The organism is Micromonospora sp. CNZ280 (assembly GCF_011759515.1).
The window spans coordinates 319,140-338,612 of the sequence record NZ_JAAOYP010000004.1; the positions used below are offsets into that span (position 1 = coordinate 319,140).

16 protein-coding genes are annotated in these 19,473 nt (G+C 72.9%); 13 read left to right on the forward strand and 3 right to left on the reverse strand.

The features are described from left to right. Positions 1-61 precede the first annotated feature (61 nt). The 5 genes from FHX32_RS28640 (at position 62) to FHX32_RS28660 (ending at position 6,696) form a co-directional block, all read left to right on the forward strand. Entirely contained in the window at positions 62-484 is a 423-nt protein-coding gene (locus tag FHX32_RS28640; protein WP_167190075.1) for an acyl-CoA thioesterase, read from the forward strand. A gap of 215 nt (positions 485-699) precedes the next feature. Then, positions 700-1,815: a glycoside hydrolase family 183 protein gene (locus tag FHX32_RS28645; protein ID WP_167190078.1), complete on the forward strand. Its 1,116-nt coding sequence runs from the start codon at positions 700-702 to the stop codon at positions 1,813-1,815. Between the two features lie 118 nt (positions 1,816-1,933). Then, a complete protein-coding gene (locus FHX32_RS28650) occupies positions 1,934-3,769 on the forward strand; it encodes a glycoside hydrolase family 3 protein (RefSeq protein ID WP_167190081.1) in 1,836 nt (611 codons plus the stop codon). Positions 3,770-3,777: 8 nt separating this feature from the next. Further along, positions 3,778-5,601 carry a serine hydrolase gene (locus tag FHX32_RS28655; RefSeq protein ID WP_167190084.1) on the forward strand — a complete coding sequence of 608 codons (1,824 nt, stop codon included), beginning with the start codon at positions 3,778-3,780 and terminating at the stop codon, positions 5,599-5,601. Between the two features lie 582 nt (positions 5,602-6,183). After that, complete coding sequence (locus FHX32_RS28660; RefSeq protein ID WP_167190088.1) at positions 6,184-6,696, forward strand: winged helix-turn-helix domain-containing protein; 513 nt, start codon at positions 6,184-6,186, stop codon at positions 6,694-6,696. Positions 6,697-6,793: 97 nt separating this feature from the next. On the opposite strand, the gene FHX32_RS28665 is transcribed toward FHX32_RS28660, so the two are convergent. Continuing rightward, positions 6,794-11,161: a S8 family serine peptidase gene (locus FHX32_RS28665; protein WP_486481383.1), complete on the reverse strand. Its 4,368-nt coding sequence runs from the start codon at positions 11,159-11,161 to the stop codon at positions 6,794-6,796. 337 nt (positions 11,162-11,498) lie between these two features. Between FHX32_RS28665 and FHX32_RS28670 the strand changes: the two genes are divergently transcribed. After that, positions 11,499-12,053, forward strand: a complete 555-nt coding sequence (locus tag FHX32_RS28670; protein ID WP_486481384.1) for a winged helix-turn-helix domain-containing protein — start codon at positions 11,499-11,501, stop codon at positions 12,051-12,053. A 51-nt stretch (positions 12,054-12,104) separates the two neighbouring features. On the opposite strand, the gene FHX32_RS28675 is transcribed toward FHX32_RS28670, so the two are convergent. After that, entirely contained in the window at positions 12,105-13,001 is an 897-nt protein-coding gene (locus FHX32_RS28675) for an AurF N-oxygenase family protein (protein ID WP_167190094.1), read from the reverse strand. A 48-nt stretch (positions 13,002-13,049) separates the two neighbouring features. On the opposite strand from FHX32_RS28675, the gene FHX32_RS28680 reads away from it, so the two are divergent. From FHX32_RS28680 to FHX32_RS28700, 5 genes are all read left to right on the forward strand, one after another. Further along, complete coding sequence (locus FHX32_RS28680; protein WP_167190097.1) at positions 13,050-13,766, forward strand: TetR/AcrR family transcriptional regulator; 717 nt, start codon at positions 13,050-13,052, stop codon at positions 13,764-13,766. A gap of 76 nt (positions 13,767-13,842) precedes the next feature. Continuing rightward, complete coding sequence (locus FHX32_RS28685) at positions 13,843-14,133, forward strand: DUF4873 domain-containing protein (protein ID WP_167190100.1); 291 nt, start codon at positions 13,843-13,845, stop codon at positions 14,131-14,133. Continuing rightward, positions 14,123-14,995 (forward strand): SDR family oxidoreductase, encoded by an 873-nt coding sequence (locus FHX32_RS28690; protein ID WP_167190103.1) that lies wholly within the window; start codon positions 14,123-14,125, stop codon positions 14,993-14,995. The genes FHX32_RS28685 and FHX32_RS28690 overlap by 11 nt, the downstream gene beginning before the upstream one ends. Next, positions 14,992-15,816, forward strand: a complete 825-nt coding sequence (locus FHX32_RS28695; RefSeq protein ID WP_167190108.1) for an alpha/beta fold hydrolase — start codon at positions 14,992-14,994, stop codon at positions 15,814-15,816. The genes FHX32_RS28690 and FHX32_RS28695 overlap by 4 nt, the downstream gene beginning before the upstream one ends. Positions 15,817-15,971: 155 nt before the next feature. After that, entirely contained in the window at positions 15,972-16,673 is a 702-nt protein-coding gene (locus FHX32_RS28700) for a dihydrofolate reductase family protein (protein ID WP_167190111.1), read from the forward strand. An 80-nt stretch (positions 16,674-16,753) separates the two neighbouring features. Here FHX32_RS28700 and FHX32_RS28705 read toward each other — a convergent pair whose 3' ends face one another. Then, the gene (locus FHX32_RS28705; RefSeq protein WP_167190114.1) at positions 16,754-17,005 is read right to left on the reverse strand and encodes a hypothetical protein; all 252 of its coding nucleotides are present in this window, start codon (positions 17,003-17,005) and stop codon (positions 16,754-16,756) included. A 105-nt stretch (positions 17,006-17,110) separates the two neighbouring features. Between FHX32_RS28705 and FHX32_RS28710 the strand changes: the two genes are divergently transcribed. Continuing rightward, on the forward strand, positions 17,111-18,301 hold the full coding sequence (locus FHX32_RS28710; protein ID WP_486481385.1) for a D-alanyl-D-alanine carboxypeptidase family protein: 1,191 nt from the start codon (positions 17,111-17,113) through the stop codon (positions 18,299-18,301). 67 nt (positions 18,302-18,368) lie between these two features. Continuing rightward, positions 18,369-19,418 carry a zinc-dependent alcohol dehydrogenase family protein gene (locus FHX32_RS28715; protein ID WP_167190117.1) on the forward strand — a complete coding sequence of 350 codons (1,050 nt, stop codon included), beginning with the start codon at positions 18,369-18,371 and terminating at the stop codon, positions 19,416-19,418. The last annotated feature ends 55 nt before the right edge of the window (positions 19,419-19,473 follow it).

The window sequence follows — 19,473 nt, forward strand, 5'->3', positions numbered from 1 at the left end:
GCCGTTCTGATCGGGGGGCGTCCCGGCTGGTGATGTCGTACCCGTCGGTAGGCTCTGCGGTGTGGAAGATCCGTTCCGGGTACGCATCACCGTCCGTGGTTACGAGCTCGACACCCAGGGCCACCTGAACCAGGCCGTCTACCTCCAGTACGCCGAGCACGCCCGGTGGAAATGCCTGCGCGCCGCCGGCATCTCGCAGGACCGGCTGATCGCCACCGGCGTGGGGCCGGTCGCCCTCGAGGTCACCCTGCGCTATCTGCGGGAGCTGCGCGGCGGTGACGAGGTGGACGTGTCGTGCGCGTTCCACTGGGGTGAGGGCAAGACCTTCCGGATCGAGCAGGACTTCGTCCGCGCGGACGGCACCCGGGTGGCGGCGCTGACCGGGGTGGGCGGCCTGCTGGACCTGTCGGCCCGGCGGCTGGTGCCCGCCCCGCAGGAGCGGTTCCGCGAGCTGGCCGGCGACCCGCAGCCGCTCAACCTCTGATCCCGGCCGCGGCTGCTCGCGGGCGGCGCGGCCTCGGCGGCTACAGCGTGCCGTCCCAGTTGTCGGCGAAGAACTGGCCGGTGTCTCGCTCCGACTGCCCGCGAGTCTGGCGAGACACCACGACGCCTGTCAATGGCATCGCGAAAAATTCCGGCGGAGCGAGAAGGACTCCCTGAAGACATCCTTCGGCGATGCGCCGCCGCTTGACTACCACTATGACCATCAATCGCCGCACCCTGCTCGGCCGGGTCGGCGCGGTCGGCGCGGCCACGGCGGCCGGCGCCCTGCTCGCCCCCGGGCCCGCCCGGGCCGCGTCCTGGAAGAAGCGCCTCACCGGCGCCGACCTGGACACCTACCACCGCTGGCGGGTCGCCGGCACCGACCTCGGCATCCCCTACGTGCTGGAGAACGGCTCCATCGGGTACCTCTTCGGCGACACCTTCAACACCCCGTGGCCGGAAGGTCCACCATTGCCGAACGACTGGCGCTCGCCGGTGATGCTGCGCTCCAACATTCACCCCGGTGCCGCCGGCGGAGTGGTCTTCGACAGCGCGGCCCGGGTCGCGGGCAACGGGCGGGCCCCGGAGCTGATGCACAACGGCCACAACGGGATCGGCATCGACGGCCTCTGGGAGGTGACCGTCATCCCCAACGACGGGATCAGCTTCCCGGAGACCGGCCGCCAGCTCATCTCGTACATGAGCATTGAGAACTGGGCCTCCGCCGGGCCCGCCGGGCCGCACTGGCGGTCGCGGTACGCCGGACTGGCCTACAGCGACAACGGCAACGACTTCATCCGCACGCCGCTGAAGTGGTGGAACGACGGGACCAACACCGACCCGTTCCAGATGTGGACGATGCAGCGCGACGGGGACTGGGTGTACGTCTTCTCGGTGCGCTCGGGGCGCCAGGACGGCCCGATGATGCTGCGCCGGGTCCGCTGGGACCGGCTGTTCTACCCGGAGTCGTACGAGGGTTGGGGCTGGAACGGCAGCACCTGGGGCTGGGGTCGGCCGTGCACGCCGATCCTGACCGGCCGTTTCGGCGAGCCGTCGGTCCGGCGGCTCGCCGACGGCACCTGGGTGATGTCCTACCTCAACTGTGCCACCGGTTGCATCGTCACCCGCACCGCCGGCGGGCCGGACCAGGTCTGGACGCCGGAGAAGGTGCAGGTCACCTCCTGGCAGGAGCCGGGGCTCTACGGCGGTTTCGTCCACCCGTGGTCCAGCCGGCGGGCCAACGACCTGCACCTGATGGTCTCGAAGTGGACCAGGACGCCCGACGGCCGGAGCACCGCCTACCACGTCAGCCAGTTCGTCGGCACCGCCTGAGCGGCGCGCCCGCCGCGCTCGCCGCGCCGTTCGGGCCGTCCGACTTGTAGCAAACCTTCTTGACGATTCATCGATGCGTAGCTAAGTTTCAGCCATCCGGACTGAGAGGTCGTCGTCTATGAAGACCCGACTCGTCACCGCGACCGTCCTGGTGGCCACCCTGGGCGCCACCCTCGCGCCGCTGCCCGTCCAGGCCACCCCCGCCGCACCCGCCGCGCTGCCGCCCGCCGCGCTGCCGCCCGCCGCCGAACACGGCTGGGTCACCTCCACGCTGCGGCACATGAGCCTGGAGCAGAAGGTCGGCCAGCTCTTCGCCACCTACGTCTACGGCGGCGACGCCACCGCGCCGACGGCCGCGGACCGGGCCGCCAACCGGGCGGCGTTCGGCGTCGAGACACCGGCCGAGGTCATCGAGGAGTTCCACCTCGGCGCGGTCTGCTACTTCTCCTGGTCGCACAACCTGGACAGTCCGCGGCAGATCGCCACGCTCTCCAACGGCCTGCAACGGGCCGCCCTCGGCGACGGCGGCAAGGGCCGCGTCCCGCTGCTCATCTCCACCGACCAGGAGCAGGGCGTGGTGCTGCGGATGCCCGCCCCCGCCGCGCAGTTCCCCGGCGCGATGGCCCTGGGCGCCGGGCGCTCACCGCGCGACGCCCGCACCGCGGCGGAGATCACCGGGCGCGAGCTGCGCGCCGTCGGCATCCACCAGCCGTACGCGCCGATCGCCGACGTCAACGTCGACCCGGCCAACCCGGTGATCGGGGTGCGCTCGTTCGGTGCCGACCCCACCCTGGTGGCCGAGCTGACCGCCGCGCAGGTCACCGGCTTCCAGCGGGACGCCGGCACGACCGCGGTGGCGAAGCACTTCCCGGGGCACGGCGACACCGACAACGACAGCCACACCGACCTGCCGGTGATCAACCACACCCGCGAGGAGTGGGACCGGATCGACGCGCCGCCGTTCCGCCGGGCCATCGCCGCCGGCGTCGAGTCGATCATGACGGCGCACATCGTGGTGCCGGCGCTCGACCCCTCCGGCGACCCGGCGACGCTGTCGCCGACGATCCTGTCCGGGGTGCTGCGCGGCGAGCTTGGCTTCCGCGGCGTGATCGTCACCGACGCGTTGAACATGGCCGGAGTGCGGCAGAAGTACGGCGACGAGCGGGTGCCCGTGCTGGCGCTCAAGGCCGGCGCCGACCAGCTGCTGATGCCGCCCGACCTGCGGCTGGCCCGGGACGCGGTGCTGCGGGCGGTGGCCACCGGCGAGCTGACCGAGCGGCGGATCGACGAGTCGGTCCGGCGCATCCTCGCCCTGAAGTACCGCCAGGGGCTGGCCGGGTCGCCGCTGGTCGACGTCGAGGCCGCGGTCCGTACGGTCGGGGCGGCCGAGCATCTCGCCGCCGTCACCCGGGTCACCGACCCGACGCTCACCGCGGTGCGTAACGACGGCGGACTGCTGCCGCTCGCCCGCACCGACCGGTCGGTGCTGGTGACCGGCTGGAACAGCGCCGCCTTCGCACCGGTCGCGACGGTGGCCGACGGGTTCGCCGCCCGCGGGGCCCGCGCCACCGCCCGGCCCGCGACCCTGCCGTCCGACCAGGCGATCGCCGCGACCGCCGCCGAGGCGGCCCGGCACGACCTCACCGTGGTGCTGGTGAACAAGGCGTGGGACGTCGAGGTCAGCGACCCGCGGGGCAGCCAACGGCGGCTGGTCGCGGCGCTGCTCGCGACCGGCCGACCCGTGGTCGTGGTGGCGGTCCGGGACCCGTACGACATCGCGTACCTGCCAGGTGTGTCCACCTACCTGGCGACCTACTCGTACACCCGGGCGGCGATGGACGCGCTCGTCCGCGCGCTGCACGGCGAGCTGTCCCCGCGCGGACGGCTGCCCGTCACGATCCCCACCGCCGACGGTGGGCTGCTCCACCCCTACGGCCACGGCCTGACCTGGTAGGAGGGACCATGCCGGCGAGGACTGTCCGCGCCACGATGAGCACCCGCCCGGGCCTCGCCCTCGGCCTGGCCGTGGCCGTGCTGGGCACGACCCTGCCGGCGACCGGGGCGGCTGCCGCCGGGCGGCCCCCGGCCGATTCCGCACCCCCGGCCGTCACACCCGCCGACATCCAGTTCCGCCACGACACGCTGCGCTACGGTGGGGCCCGCGAGGTGGGGCTGCTCCCCGAGCACGTGGACCGCATGCCGGCCGACCTCGCCGGGTACCTCGAACCGCATCCGGACCACCCGGGCCATCCCACCTACGCCGGCGCCGTGGTGCTGGCCGCCAAGGACGGCGTGGTCGTGCAGCACGCCGCGGTGGGGTCGGCCGTGCGCTACTCGGCCGTCGGGCCGCCGCCCGGGCTGGTCGGGGTGGAACTGCCCGCCGACGAGCAGCTCCCGATGCGGCCAGACACGATCTTCGACCTGGCGTCGGTGTCGAAGCTGTTCACCACGATCGTGGTGCTGCAGCAGGTCGAGTGGGGTCGGGTCGAGCTGGACGCGCCGGTCGCCCGGTACGTCCCGGAGTTCGCCGCCGGCGGCAAGGAGGCCGTGACGGTACGCATGCTGCTCACCCACACCTCCGGCCTGCCGGCGTTCACGGCACTGTGGAGCCGGTACCCGACGCCGGCCGAACGGCTCGCCGCCGCGCTCGCCACGCCACTGGCGGCCGGGGCGACGCCGGGCACCCGGTACGTGTACTCCGACCTCGGGCTGATCGCGCTCGGCGTGCTGGTGGAGCGGGTGACCGGCCGGTCGTTGGCCGACCTGGTCCGCGACGGCGTCACCGCGCCGCTGGGCATGACCGACACCGGCTACAACCCGGCGCCGGAGCTACGGTCGCGGATCGCCGCGACCGAGTACCAGCCGTACGCCGGGCGCGGCATGGTGTGGGGCGAGGTGCACGACGAGAACGCCTGGTCGCTCGGCGGCGTGGCCGGGCACGCGGGGGTCTTCTCGACCGCGGCCGACCTGGCCGTGCTCTGCCAGACCCTGCTCAACGGCGGCGAGTACCGCGGCCGGCGGATCCTGCGCGCCGACACGGTGCGGGCGATGCTGGTCAACTACAACGCGCCGCTGGAGCAGGCCTACCCGGAGAGCGACCGAGGGCTCGGCTTCGAGCTCAACAAGCACTGGTACATGACGGGTCTGTCCTCCCCGGTGGGGTTCGGGCACACCGGGTTCACCGGCACCTCGCTGGTGGTCGACCCGCTCTCCCACTCGTTCGTCGTCCTGCTGAGCAACCGGGTGCATCCCGACCGTGGCTGGGGCAGCAACAACGTGGCCCGACGTGCCGTCGCGACGGACCTCGCCGAGGCGATGCCGGTACGGCCCCGGTCGCGGGAGGCCTGGCGGGCCGACCCACACGACTCCACGACGGTCACCCTCACCGCCCCGCTGCGCCGGGCGGCGCGCGGCGGCGGCACGGCGAGCTTCCTGCTCTGGTACGACACCGAGCCGCGCTACGACAGCGCCCGGTTCGAGGTCTCCACCGACGGCGGGCGGACCTGGACCGCGGCCCCGATGCGGCTGCGGCACGGGGACCGGCGCTGGGCCAGCGACGGCACGGTCACCGGGTACGGCGGCCGGGTCTGGTGGCAGGTCTCCGTCGACCTGCCCGACCAGGCGACCCACCTGCGATGGAGCAGCAGCACTGACGTCTCCGCCCGGGGGCGCGGGGTCTACGTCGACCGGATCGTCGCGGCGGACCGGGCCGGCCTGCTGTTCCAGGGCGAGGGCGGGGACGCCGCCCGCCTCGTGGCGGACGGGTGGTCGCCCGCCCGGACCTGACGGCTCGCCGGTCGCCGCGCCGGAGGACCCGGTGGCCCGACGAACAACCCCACGCAGCCACGGACGACATCTGCAGATGCGTCAATGTCGTGTCGGATTTCTTTCCCGGCCCGGAGATCGGTACGGATATCGTGGGACCGGCCCGGCAACTCCGGGTCGGACCGCCCGGATATTGTCCGCCAGATCACATTGCACTACCATTTCCACCGTCTCACTCGACCATCGGCGACAAACCGCCGGCGGGGATCCGTCACTGGCCGGTGAAGCCTCTGCCAGGTGCGCGGCAGCGGCCCGGCGACCAGCCGAGCGCCTCGCCACCGCACGGTCACCTGCCCGGCGAGCCGCCAACCCAGCCCCCACCACACCTACCCCGACCCCCTGGCGGACATCCCGGTGAATTCGGTCAAGCCATGCTGAAAACGTTTACGCCCGAGGCGCGGAACAATGTCGCAGCCATTTACAGATGCCTACGCGCAACTATCTTTGACCGTACCGATATAAAGCAGAACTAGGGTCTCGATTGATTGACGGCCGTCGCGGAACGACCGCCCGGAAATCGTGGGGGAACGGGGAAGGTGGGGGATGAGGGGGATCCGGGTCGCGTCCCTGGCGATCGGCATCGCTTCCTCGCCGGCGGAGCGCAGACGGCTGGCGCAACTGCTCGGCGGCAGCGAGGCGTTCCTGATCGTCTCGAGTGTGGATCAGGCACGGCGGTTCCTCGACGTGGTCGAGCCGCCGCGCGAGCTGCCGGCGGCTCCGCCGGACCAGCCGGTGGTCACCGAGACCCCACCGGGCGCCGCGGCACCGCCTACCGGCCTGACCGTCGACTCGGATCGCCGGGTGCTGCGCTGGCTGGACCGCGAGATCGAACTGACCCGGCTGGAGCACGACCTGCTGCGCTGCCTGGTCGGCACGCCCGGGCGGGTCTGGACCTACGAGCTGCTGCACCGCGAGGTCTGGGGCAACGAGCACCTCGGCCGCGGGTCCGACATGCACTCGGTGGTGCGGCGGGTACGGCGCAAGCTCGACCGGCTCAACGCCGCGGCGACCATCCACGCGGTACGCGGAGTCGGCTTCCGCCTCGCTCCGGTCTGACCACCGGCCCACTCCACCCCGCGGCTCACCCGCCGGACGTGAACCGGCCCGCCTGGTGGACGACCAGGCGGGCCGGATCGGTCAGCTGACGGTCAGGTCAGCAGCGGATGGGTAACAGTGCGAAGTCCTCCACCGTGGGCGTGCTGGTGTTGATCCTCGTCCGACGGGTCTGGGGCTTCCAGTCGTCCTTGGCGACGATCATCGTCAACGGGTTGTTCCGGCGGTCCATCCAGTAGGCGTACTTGCCCTCGGCGTCGGTGGCGAAGGTCCAGGACATCGCCCACGAGTCGATCTGGACGACCGCACCGGCGATCGGCGAGCTGACACCCTGGCAGCTCGTCCCGGTGACCGTGCCCATCAGCTTGCCCCAGGTCTTCGGCGGATTCACGTTCATCGTCACCGCCACCGGCGAGACCGTGTACGGGGTGTTCTCCTTGATCGCGACCGAGGCGGTGTAGGCACCCGGCTGGTCGACGTTCGCCGCCATCCCGACGGTGACCGTGACCTGCTCGCCCGGCGCCAGCGTGGCCGACGTCTTGTCGATCGTCATCCAGCTGACGTCGGCGGCCGCCTCGGCGCACTCCTCGAACCCGGGCAGCACCTCGCTGTCCGGCGTCGCGGTGAAGCTGCCGGACGAGCCGCCGATCTTGTAGAAGCCGCACGCCGCGCCACCGCGGTAGCGCGCCGTGTTGGCGTTCGGCAGGTTCGACCACGAGTTGGTGGCCGGGTCGTACGCGAAGCCGGCGTTGGTGATGGCGCCGCCCTGCGAACCGCCGACCACCAGGAGCCTGCCGTTCGCCACCGCGAACGAGCTGGCCCAGTTGTCGGCCGGCGCGTCGGGGATCGCGGTCCAGGCGTTGGCCCCCGGGTCGAAGGCGTAGCTGGCCTTCTGCGAGGCGGAGCCGTCGTTGCCGCCGGTGCAGTAGACGACGCCGTCGATCCCGCCGCAGGAGGCGAAGGCCACCGACTTCGGGTAGTTCGGCAGCGTCTCCCAGCTGTCGCCGGCCGGGTCGTACCGGACCACGCTGTTCGACATCGGCGTGCAGGCCGAGGTGGTGCAGCCGCCGATGGCGTAGAGCTTGCCGTCGACGACCGCCTGGCCGGCGGCGGAGCGGGCCGCCGGGTTGTCGGCCACCTTCGTCCAGGTGTTCGCGCCCGGGTCGTACGACCAGGTGGTGCCGGAGGGGCCGGCCGCCGCCCAGCCGCCGGTCGCGATGATCTTCCCGCCGACCACGCCCACCGTCATGGCGTTGCGTGCCTCGGGCAGATCGGCGATCGGCGCCCAGCTCTGCGCGATCGGGTCGTAGACGAAGTTCTTCGTCGTGGACGCCGAACCGTTGCCGCCGGCGATCGAGTACACCTTGCCGTCGAGGTTCACCATCCGGTTGTCCATCACGTTCGCCGGGTAGTCGGCGATGTCCGTCCAAGGCTCGGCCTGCGGGCCGACAGCGGCGGAGGTCGCGTTGCTCGACATGCCCGAGGCCCGCGCGGCGAACGACGTCGGGACGTTCAGCCGCTGCTCGGGTGCGCCGTTGGACCCGATCACCTGCTGTTCGGTCAACCGGGACCCGTCGGCCCGGAGGAGCTCGAAACCGCCGTCGCGCTCACTGAACTCGACCTCGACCGGCGCCCCGCCGGTGTTGGTCACCGTGAACGTCTTGTTGACCTTGCCGCTGGGCATCTGGAGCGTGGCGCTCACCTGGGCCGGCTTGACCGCGAGCCGGCCGGCCGCGAGCCGGAAGTTGGTCGCGGTCGCCCAGTCGGCCTGCACGTCGACGTTCTTGCTCTGGCTGACGTAGTTGCCGGCCGCGGCGGTGAACTTGTGCGTGCCGGTCAGCGAGGAGAACAGCCAGTAGAAGCCGTCCGCCAGCTCGGTGTCGTCCGGGGTGGCCACGGTGGTGGCCTTCTCCGCCGGCCGGTCGTTGCTGGTGACCGTGGCCCCGTTGACGTAGCCGTCGTCGTTGCGGTCACGGACGTGCCCGAGCACCAGCCCGCCGTTGGTCGGCCGGCAGACGACCTCGCTGCCGATGAGGACGTTGTCGACCTCCCACCACCACTCGAACGAGGCGTCGTAGTAGTGGAAGCGGACCTGGACCTGCGCCTGCCCGGCGGCCTGCGGGATCGGGATCTCGGTCACCCGCGGCCCCCGGACGTCGGCCGCCTGCCGGAGCACGTTCGTCCAGGTGGCGCCGCCGTCGAGGCTCAGGTCGACGTCGGCGCGGTCCGGACCCAGATGGTTGAAGTCCTGGTTGAACCGGATCACCGGAGCCGCCACGTCGGTCAGGTCGACGACCGGGGTGACCAGCGAGCTGTCCTGCCGCCCGCCGGAGCCGTACTCGTCGCTGTCGATGATGGCGAAGTTGCCGGTGCCGCCGGTCAGGTTGCCCCGGTTGCCGTCGTCGGTGAACTTCCAGACCTGGCCGGTACCCGCGTGGTCGACCACCGACCAGCCGGCCGGCACGCCGGTGCCGTCGAACGTCTCGTAGACGCCGTCGGAGCCGAACGTGTAGCCGGGCGCCGTGGTGCAGGCGTTGGTCTGCACCGGCACGGCGATGTCGGCGGTGACGTTGCCCGAGCCGACGACGACCTCCTTGGTCACCGTCTGGTAGCCCGGGTACTGCGACTCGACCTTCAGGGTGTAGGTCGCCCCGGCTGGCAGCGTGAAGCTGTAGCGGCCGTTGGTGGGCGTGGTGTAGTCGGACACGCCCGACGGGCCCTGCACGGTCACCTTTGCGTAGAGCGGCCAGCCGTGACCGGAGCCGTCGGTGACCGACCCGCTGACGGTGACGCTCGGCACCGCCGACAGCGCGACGTTGACCGTCGTGGTGGCGTTCTGGGTCACCGTCGCCGGCACCGTCCGGCTCTGGTAGCCGAACGCCGCCACGGCGACCTGGTAGTCACCCACCGGCAGCAGGGACGAGTACGTCCCGTCCGCCCCGGTGGTCAGCTGGCGCTCGGCCGGACCGGTCACGGTCACCGTGGCGTCCGCGATCGGGGCGCCCGTGGCCGCGTCGGTGACGGTGCCGGTCAGCGTGCCGGTGTCGCCGATCGGGGCGGCGTTGAGCAGCGCCAGCGCGTCCAGCCGGCCCTCACCGAAGACGTTGTTGTCGTCGGTGGTGCCACCGCACTGGGCGTCGGCGCTGTCGATCGCGGTGTTGTCCAGCAGCGCGCGGGTCGCGTCGACCTCACCCACCAGCGCGGGTGCCGCCGACCACAGCAGCGCGATCGTGCCGGCGAGGTGCGGCGCCGCCATCGAGGTGCCGCTGATGGCGCCGTACCCGTTGCCCGGAATGCTCGACCGGACGTTCACCCCGGGGGCCGAGATGTTCGGCTTGGTCTCGCCGTTCTGCCCCGCACCCCGGGCCGAGAAGCTGGCGATGTTGTTGTTGACGTCGTACGCGCCGGAGGAGTAGTTGCTGGCCAGGCTGCCCGGCGAGCCGCTGGTCTGGCACCCCGGCCCGCTGTTGCCGTTGGAGAAGACACCGAAGATGCCCGACTCCTTCCAGGCCAGCGTCACGTCCTCCATGAACGGGTCGTTCGAGGGCAGCCGGGTCCCCCACGAGTTGTTGATGATGTTCGGCCGCTTGCTGGCGTCCGGGTTCTGGCCGTTGACGTCGGTCGGCTCGAGCATCCACTGGCCGGAGGTGACCAGCGCGGCGTCGCTGGGGCAGCAGCCGTTCGCGGCGATCCACCTGACCTCGGGGGCGACGCCGATCTGGTTCGCTCCGTCGGAGCCGACCATCGTGCCCATCGTGTGCGTGCCGTGGCCGTCACCGTCGCACGGCGTGGCGCAGGTGCCGGCGGCGTTGAACCAGTTGTAGTTGTGGTCGAACGTGCCGTCGCCGTTGTTGCCGCGGTAGGAGTTCACCAGCGCGGGGTGGTCGAACTGCACGCCGGTGTCGATGTTGGCGATGGTGATGCCCTCGCCCTTGACGCCGTACTGGGACCAGACGTCGTCGGCGTTGATGTTCGCGATGCCCCACTCGAGGGCGTTCACGGTCTTCTCGTCGGTGCCCTTGGTGGTCTCCGGAACCTCGTAGGCGACCGGCGCGTACAGGCCCTCGACCTCGGCGTGCGCGGCGAGGTTCTGCGCCATCGCCAGCGAGCCGCCGCTGACCCGGATGGCGTTGGTCGCCCAGAAGGTCTGGTACTTCGCGCCGGCGGTGTCCAGCTCGGCCCGGATCTTGCCCTGGCTCTCGGCGGCGGTCTTCTTCAGCGCCTCCGCCACCGCGGTGCCCCGCTCGGCCCAGTCCTTGATGCCCCTGGCCCGGCTGAGGTCGGCCCGATCCTTGAAGCGGATCCAGAAGTCGCCCTCGGTCTTGCCTTCGAGCTGCTTCGCGAGGTCAGGCCGGATCTTGTCCGACGCGGCGACCGCACCTGCCGCCGTGCCGGCCTGCGCGGCCTGTGCGCCGGTCCCGGTGGCCAGGCCTGCCGCGACGAGGACCATCGCCGCTGTGGCGCTCACCAGCGATCTGGCTGTGCGCCTCCTGTGTGGACGTCTGAACATCGGTGCTGCCTCCTTCAGAACGACCCAGGTTCGAGTGAGCCATGGTGAAGGGGTTCGGGGGATGACGTCCCTTGTGGATGTAGGCGGAACGGCTGACCCCCTCCAGGCCCCCCAGGCATCGCGCGGGTCACGCCGGCTGCCCGAGTGGACACTATGATCTAGCGGAAAGGACGATCAAGAACTTGCCGTAAGCAACTTGTCACTAACCGTTTGCTGACTCGCGGCAAGGTTGCCCTTTATTGTCAGACGACGATGGAACTGGGCAGGCGCTGCCCAGCGTTTCCGGGCGGGTGCGGTGGCCGAGGACGACGAGAGCACGGTGCCGGGTGGTGGGTCCGGACCGGCCGAGGAACTGTTCCCGCTACTGATCGCGGTGACCCCGTCAGCGGCCGAACGGATCCGGCTCGCCGAGCGTCTCGACGGCATCGCGCCCCTGCTGCTCGTCGCCGACCTCGACGAGTTGCGCCGGCTGATCTCGGTCCCGCAGCAGCTCGGCCGCGGGTCGCCCGCACCCGCGCCGGTCGGCGTTCCGGCGGCCGACAACGCGCTGCGCATCGACTCGGCCCGGTCCACCGCCCGCTGCCGGGACCGGGAGGTCTCCCTGACCCGGCTCGAACACGACCTGCTGGGCTGCCTCACCACCGAGCCGGTGCGAGTGTGGAGCTACGCCGAGCTGCACCGGGCGGTCTGGCGGGACGAGGGGTTGCGGCGCAAGGCGGACGTGCAGTCCGTGGTGAAGCGGCTGCGGCGCAAGCTCACCGAGCTGGGCACCGGGGTCACCATCGACACCGTGCGCGGGGTCGGCCTGCGGCTGACCGACCATCAGCAACCGAGGATCAGCGGCGCCTGACGCCTGCCTGACTCGGGCAGCCGTCGTCGCCGCCGCCGGCCAGCCGCGCAGTCAGATCAGCCCGGCACGGGTCCACAGCAGACGGCCCGGTCCGGCCACCAGGCCGAGGCCGGCCAGGTGCTCGTACACCTTGGCGGCGGACCAGCGCAGGGTGGCCCGCCAGTGCGGGTTCGCGCGGGCGGCGGCGCGGCCGACCGCCGGCGGGATGCCCACCGCCGCGTACGCCTGCGGATGGACCAGCCGGTTGGCGATCGAGTACGCGGCCCGGCCGATCAGCAGCCGGGCGTACGACAGGCCCAGCGGCCCGGCCGCCTCGACCTGGCGGGCCAGTTCCGCGCGGGCGAACCGGACGTGCCGCGCCTCCTCGACGACGTGGATCCGGGACACCATCCGGATCAGCGGCTGGAGCGACTCGTCCGCCATGATCTCGCGCTGGAACGCGTCGAGGATCTCCTCCGCGATGAGGATCGCGGCGTACATCCGCGGGCCGGTGGCGGTGGCCTTGAGGAAGCGGCCGAGCAGGTGGTCCACCGGGTCGGCCCGGTAGACCGGGCAGCCCATCGCCTCGATGAGCCGGCCGAACATGATGGAGTGCCGGCACTCGTCGGCGACCTCGGTGAGCGCGTACTGGGCGTGCCGGCTGGTCGGGTCGGCGTCGTAGTAGTGCCGGATCAGCATCTGCATGAGGATCGTCTCGAACCACAGTCCGGCGCTGGCCGCGCTGGCCACCTCGTGCTTGGTGAGCTCGACGCGCTGCTCCTCGGTGAGCCGCTGCCACAGCGGGGTGCCGTAGAGGCTGCTGCGCCGCGGCGGCAGCCAGTACGCCCCGGGCACCGCCGGGGCGTCCCAGTCGATCTCGACGACCGGGTCGTAGCTGGTCCGCAGCGAGGAGGTGAGCAGCCGGGTGGCGAGCGCCGCGCGCTCGGGCCGGTCGGACGTGGTTTCCATGACGCCTCCATATTGACGTGACGTCCGGTAACTGTTACGAGTAGTAGCATGCAATTGCCTGTGACGGATGTCAATGGATCCGGGTCGTCCGGCGGGCCGCCCGCGGCGCGGGCCAACGGTCGCCGGGACCGCTGGGCGGACCATCGGGAACAGCGGCGGCAGGAGCTGATCGGGGCGGCCGTGCAGGCGTTGCTGCGGCACGGGCCGGAGGTCGACATGGACCAGGTGGCCGCCACGGCGGGGGTGAGCAAGCCGGTCCTCTACCGCTACTTCGCCGACAAGTCACAGCTCTGGCTGGCCGTCAGCGAGGTGGTGGCCGCCCGGGTGGTCGACACCGTGGCGCCGGCGGTCGAGCAGGTCCGCGAGGAACGCGACCTGGTCCAGGCGACCATCGACGCGTACCTCGGGGTGATCGAGTCGGAGCCGAAGCTCTACCGCTTCCTGATGCACCAGTCCAGCCATCCCGGCATCCACCAGGTGGTGGCCGGCACCAGCCGGCAGGTGGCCGCCGGCCTGGCCCGGGTGATCGGCGACCGACTGCGCGCGCTGGGCCTCGACGCCGGCCCGGCGGAGCCGTGGGCGTACGGCCTGGTGGGCTTCGTGCAGGCGGTCGGCGACTGGTGGACCACGAACGGGCAGCCGATCCGCCGGGCGGCCCTCACCGACTACCTGACCACGCTGCTGTGGAGCGGCATCGAGGGAGTACGGCGCAGCGCCGACCTGCCGCGCGAGCTCACCCGCGCGCACGAGCGGATCGTGCCGTGAGCCGGCGTCAGCGAGCGAATCGTCAGCTCAGCGCGGCGGAGCCGCAGGCCGCCACCGGGCCCGGCGAGGGGGCGGCATGAGTTACCACGGCCCGGCCAGTCTCGCCGGCACCCCGGTCCGGGTGCACCTGAGCGGGCGGTGGGAGCCGGTTGACGGCCGCTACCACTGGGGCGGGCGGGTCGAGCCGGAGCCGGACGTGGCCCGGCTGCTCCGCTCCGGCCGGCGCGACGTCGAGCTGCGCGTCGCCGGCCGGACCTGCCCGGCCCGGCTGGCCGAGGTCGACCCGTGGGGCGGCGTACGGATCACGGGAGTGGGCGGTCCGCCCTGGCCCGCCGCGGCGGACGGGGAGCACGCCGATGCGGGATGACCTCGCGGGCCGGACGATCCTCGTGACCGGGGCGGCGCGTGGCATCGGCGCGCAACTGGCCCGCCGGGCCGCCGCCCGGGGTGCCCGGGTCGCCCTCGTCGGGCTGGAACCCGACCTGCTGGAGCGGCTCGCCGCCGACCTCGACGCGCACTGGTACGAGTGCGACGTCACCGACCAGGCGGCCGTGGATGCCGCGGTGGCCTCCACGGTGGACCGGTTCGGCGGGATCGACGTGGTGGTCGCCAACGCCGGCATCGCCAACCTCGGCACGGTCGCGCTGGGGCCGGTCGACGCGCTGGTCCGTACGGTCGAGGTGAACCTGTGCGGCGCGATCCGCACGGTCAGCGCCGCACTGCCGCACGTCACCGCCGCCCGTGGCCACATCCTGATCGTTTCCTCCGCCGCCGCGTTCACGGCGATGCCCGGGATGGCCGCCTACTGCGCCTCAAAGGCGGGCGTCGAACAGTTCGCCAACGTGCTGCGGCTGGAGACCCGCCGGCACGGCGTCACCGTGGGCACCGCCCACCCGATCTGGATCGACACCGACCTGGTCCGCGACATCCGCGACGACCTGGCCTCGTTCCGCGCCACGCTGCGCCGGCTGCCGCGGCCGCTGTCCACGGTGGTGCCCGTCGACCGGTGCGCCGCCGCGCTGCTGCGCGGCATCGAGCGCCGCAGCCGCAAGGTCTACGTGCCGCGCTCGCTCGCCGTGGTGCAGGCGCTGCGACCGCTGGTGCTGAGCGGTCCCACCGACGCGCTGGTCACCCGGCTGGGCGGCCGCACCCTGGTCGACCGGATGGAGGACGAGGTACGCGGGCTCGGCCGCTCCTTCGGCCGGACCTCGGTGGAGGAGCGGCCGTGAGGGTCCACTTCCGCCGGGCCGGCCGTGGGGAGCCGCTCGTGCTGATCCACGGCATCGGGCACCGCCACCAGGCGTGGGACCCGGTCTTCGACCGGCTCGCCGCCCATCACGAGGTGATCGCGCTCGACCTGCCCGGCTTCGGCGACTCCCCGGTGCCCGAAGCGGGCATGCCCGCCGACATGGCCGCCACCGTCGCGGCGATCCTGCCGGTGCTCACCGGGTGGGGACTGGAGCGTCCGCACGTGGCCGGCTACAGCCTCGGCGGGGCGATCGGCCTGGAACTGGCCGCCGCCGGGGCGGTCGCCTCGGCCACCGCCCTCTCCCCCGCCGGCTTCTTCACCCCGGCCGAGCGGCGCCGGGCGCTGGCCATCCTCAGGCTGCTGCGGGCCAACGCGTACCTGCCGACCCCGGTCATGCGGGTCGCGCTGCGCTCGGCGTACCTGCGGGCGATGTGCTTCGCGCCGCTGGTGGCGCGGCCCCGGTCGCTGGACTTCGAGCGCGCGCTGGGCGACGCGCTCGCGCTGCGCCGGGCGGTCGGCTTCAGCACCGTGGCTCGGGCCGCCCGCGGCTACCGCTTCGACTGTGCCCGGCTGTCCGGCGCGGCGGTGCCGGTGACCGTCGGCTGGGGCGACCGCGACCGCATCTTCGGCGTCCACCAGGCCGAGCGCGCCCGGGCGGGGCTGCCGGCGGCCCGGGTGGTGACCCTGCCCGGTTGCGGGCACGTGCCGATGAGCGACGACCCGGACCTGGTCGCCGCGCTGATCCTGGAGACCACCGGCGCGGTCCCCCGCACTGACCGGCCAGCGGACCGACCAGGCTGACCACCGGCCCCGACGGGATCGGGTCCGGACGGAGCACGGCCGGCAACTGTGACCGCCGTCACGTCAATCCGCGGTAGGGGTGCCGCGATCGGCTCCGACCTCTCACCGAGCAGGCGCCCGGAGCGGGTGCCGAGGATCGAGAGGACCGTGCCGAGATGACCAAGGTGACCGCCCAACTGTCGGTGTCGCTGGATGGGTTCTACGCCGGCCCGCGGCACACCGGCGACGGCGACTGGATGACGTCGGCCGAGAGCGCCGGCTTCTTCCGGGTCACCCGCTGGGCGACCGAGGCGATGGCCTGGCGGGAACGGCAGGGCTTCGCCGGCGGCGAGCGGGACACGAACTCCGACGTGATCGCCGAGTCGTTCGAGGCGGCCGGCGCGTACGTGATGGGCCGGCGGATGGCCGACGGCGGTGAGGTGCCCTGGGGTGAGGAACCGCCGTTCCGCGCGCCGGTCTTCGTCGTCACGCACCGCCCTCGGCCGCGGCTGGAGCGCAAGGGCGGCACCAGCTTCACCTACGTCACCGACGGCGTGGCCAGCGCGGTCGAGCAGGCGCGCGCCGCCGCTGGCGGCCGGGACGTCGCCGTGGCCGGCGGCGGCAGCCTGGTGCGGCAGGTGCTCAAGGCGGGCCTGCTCGACGAACTGGAACTGCACGTCGTTCCGGTGGTGCTCGGCACCGGCCTGCGGCTGTTCGACGCGGATCTGGACCTGGCCGAGAAGGAGGCGGTCGAGTTGACGCCGACCCGGGTCATCCACACGCCGCAGGTGACCCACATCCGGTACGCGGTGCGCGGCCGCGCCCCGCTGCTGCTCGACGACCGCGGCAGCGGTGGCGGCCCGACCGTGGTCTCCTGACCTGGGCCGGGGGCGGCCCAGGTCCGCCGGAGCCGCTCGTCCCCGGCCGTCTCCGGCACGTACCGGCAGGTGCGGCCCGATCAGGGCCGCACCGCCCGCTTCCGGCAGGTTCCGGCGAGGTCGCCGCGAAAGCAGCCGAACGGACCGGGAGGCGGAACATCGAGCGACAGGTACGAGCCGGTGACGTTGGTGTAATCGAGCGCCACCCGGTTGAATTCGACCCGGAATGGAGCCACCGCGTCCCGTTCCGCCCAGGGCGGCAATGGCGGCACGTAATGACAAGCACCGTATTCGGGCCCCGAAAAAGCCACGTCAACGGCGCTGCCCGGCACCGGGAAAATGCCGGACGACCTACGTGAACGGCACAACTTCCGGGCCACCGCCGGGCTTTCGGAAAACGGAGTTCGGTCGCGGTGCCGACGATTACGTTCGTTGTCGTGAGCACCTCTTCGGTCACCGCAGCGGCGCTCGGCGCCTTCCTCGTCCTGCCCACGGTCGCGGTCGCACCACCGGCGCGGGCCGCCGCCGCGCCGTACGTGCCGTGTCCGGCGGTGAAGCCGTCGGTGCCGCCGCCCGCCGTGCCGTCGCCACCGCCGGTCGATCCCGCACACCGGGCGGTCGGCGGGCAGGCGCTGGCCACCGCGGGGCTGGCCGCTCCGGCGGGTGCGCCGAAGGCGCCGGCGGTGACCGCCACCTCCTGGCTGGTCGCCGACCTCGACACCGGCGCGGTGCTGGGTGGCTGCGCCCCGCACGAGCACCGCACCCCGGCCAGTGTGCAGAAGCTGCTGCTGGCGGCGGCCCTGATGCCCCGCCTCGATCCGACCCTGATGGTCGAGGTGACCCGGGCCGACCTGCGCGATCTCGACCCGGAGAGTTCCCTGATGGGGGTGATCCCGGGCGGCCGGTACTCGGTGGAGAGCCTGTGGCTGGGGCTGCTGCTCAAGTCGGGCAACGACGCGGCCAACGCGCTGGCACGGGTGGGCGGCGGAGCGGCCGGCCGGGCGGGCGGCGTGCAGGCGATGAACGACGAGGCGCGCCGGCTGCGCGCGTTCCAGACGCATGCCGCGACACCCTCCGGGCTGGACGGGCCCGGGCAGTACACCAGCGCGTACGACCTGGCGCTGATCGCACGGGCCACCTTCGCCCGGAAGGACTTCTGCCGGTACATCGCCACCACGGTGGCGCAGATACCGGCACAGCCGACAAACCCCGGCTTCGCGATCATGCACGACAACACGCTGCTCGGGAAGTACCCCGGGACGGTCGGTGGCAAGACGGGCTTCACCGACCTGGCCCGGCAGACGTACGTCGGCGTGGCCGAGCGCGACGGCCGGCGGCTCGCGGTGACCCTGCTCGGCGCGGAGACCGCCCCGCTGGGCAGTCTGGGCGAGGCGTCCGCCCTGCTCAACTGGGGGTTCGGTCTCCCCGACGGCGCGTCCGTCGGGGAGTTGGTCGGGCCGGAGGAGAAGACGTACGACCAGGCCGTGGTCCCGGTCAAGGGCGAGCGGCGCAGCGGGGAGTCGTCGTCGCTGTCGTGGCCGGCGGGGCTCGGCCTCGGCGCGGCCCTGGCCTTCGCCGTCCTGGTCCTGACGATTCCGTGGTGGCGCCGGGGAGCCCGCGAACGGTAGGGGGCCGGGTCGGGACGGGCCGGGGGCCCCGGGGGTTGCGGGGCCCCGGCATGTGAGGATGCCGCCCATGCGTGCGGTGATCTTCGACGAGTTCGGTGCCCGGCCCGAGGTCCGCGACGTCGCCGACCCGGTGGCGCCGCCCGGGGGCGCGGTGATCCGGGTGGAGGCCACCGGGTTGTGCCGCAGCGACTGGCACGGCTGGCAGGGCCACGACCCCGACATCCGGCCGCCGCACGTCCCCGGCCACGAGTTCGCCGGGGTCGTCGCGGCGGTCGGTGCGGGCGTACGCGGCTGGCGGGTCGGCGACCGGGTGACCGCGCCGTTCGTCTGCGCCTGCGGCCGGTGCCCGGCCTGCCTGGCGGGCGACCAGCAGGTCTGCGAACGGCAGACGCAGCCGGGCTTCACCCACTGGGGCTCGTTCGCGGAGTACGTGGCGGTGCACGACGCCGAGGTCAACCTGGTCCGGCTCCCGGACGACCTGGACTACCCGGCCGCGGCGGCGCTCGGCTGCCGGTTCGCCACCGCGTTCCGGGCCGTGGTCGGCCAGGGGCGGGTCGCCGCGGGCGAGTGGGTAGCGGTGCACGGCTGCGGCGGGGTGGGGCTCTCCGCGGTGATGATCGCGGCGGCGTGCGGTGCGCGGGTGGTGGCCGTCGACGTCGCCCCGGGCGCGCTCGACCTGGCCGCCGGCTGCGGGGCGGCGGTCTGCCTGGACGGCAGTGCGCTGTCCGGTCCCGGTGCGGTGGCCGCCGCCGTCCGGGAGGCGACCGGCGGCGGCGCCCACCTGTCGCTGGACGCGCTGGGCAGCCACGCCACCTGCACCGCCTCCATCGAGAGCCTGCGCCGGCGCGGCCGGCACGTGCAGGTCGGGCTGCTTCCCGTCGCCCAGGGCCGGCCGGCGCTGCCGATGGAGCTGGTCATCGCGTACGAGTTGGAGCTGCTGGGCAGCCACGGCATGCCCGCGCACGCCTACCCCGAGCTGCTGCGGCTGGTGACCTCCGGGGTGCTGCGCCCGGCCGAGCTGGTCACCCGCACCATCGGCCTGGCCGAGGTGCCCGCCGCACTGGCCACCATGGACCGGCCCGGCGCCGGCGGGATGTGCCTGATCCGGCCGCACTGAGCGAGCTGCCGACCGGAGGCCGGGACCCGGTGGACGTGGCTCTTGCCGGCAAGGA

What these genes read in the sequence shown, in the direction of transcription:
- FHX32_RS28645 (WP_167190078.1), top strand. Translation starts at nt 700, where the DNA reads ATGACCATCAATCGCCGCACCCTGCTCGGCCGGGTCGGCGCGGTCGGC.
- FHX32_RS28650 (WP_167190081.1), top strand. Translation starts at nt 1,934, where the DNA reads ATGAAGACCCGACTCGTCACCGCGACCGTCCTGGTGGCCACCCTGGGC.
- FHX32_RS28655 (WP_167190084.1), top strand. Translation starts at nt 3,778, where the DNA reads ATGCCGGCGAGGACTGTCCGCGCCACGATGAGCACCCGCCCGGGCCTC.
- FHX32_RS28660 (WP_167190088.1), top strand. Translation starts at nt 6,184, where the DNA reads ATGAGGGGGATCCGGGTCGCGTCCCTGGCGATCGGCATCGCTTCCTCG.
- FHX32_RS28675 (WP_167190094.1), bottom strand. Translation starts at nt 13,001, where the DNA reads ATGGAAACCACGTCCGACCGGCCCGAGCGCGCGGCGCTCGCCACCCGG.
- FHX32_RS28680 (WP_167190097.1), top strand. Translation starts at nt 13,050, where the DNA reads ATGCAATTGCCTGTGACGGATGTCAATGGATCCGGGTCGTCCGGCGGG.
- FHX32_RS28685 (WP_167190100.1), top strand. Translation starts at nt 13,843, where the DNA reads ATGAGTTACCACGGCCCGGCCAGTCTCGCCGGCACCCCGGTCCGGGTG.
- FHX32_RS28690 (WP_167190103.1), top strand. Translation starts at nt 14,123, where the DNA reads ATGCGGGATGACCTCGCGGGCCGGACGATCCTCGTGACCGGGGCGGCG.
- FHX32_RS28700 (WP_167190111.1), top strand. Translation starts at nt 15,972, where the DNA reads ATGACCAAGGTGACCGCCCAACTGTCGGTGTCGCTGGATGGGTTCTAC.
- FHX32_RS28715 (WP_167190117.1), top strand. Translation starts at nt 18,369, where the DNA reads ATGCGTGCGGTGATCTTCGACGAGTTCGGTGCCCGGCCCGAGGTCCGC.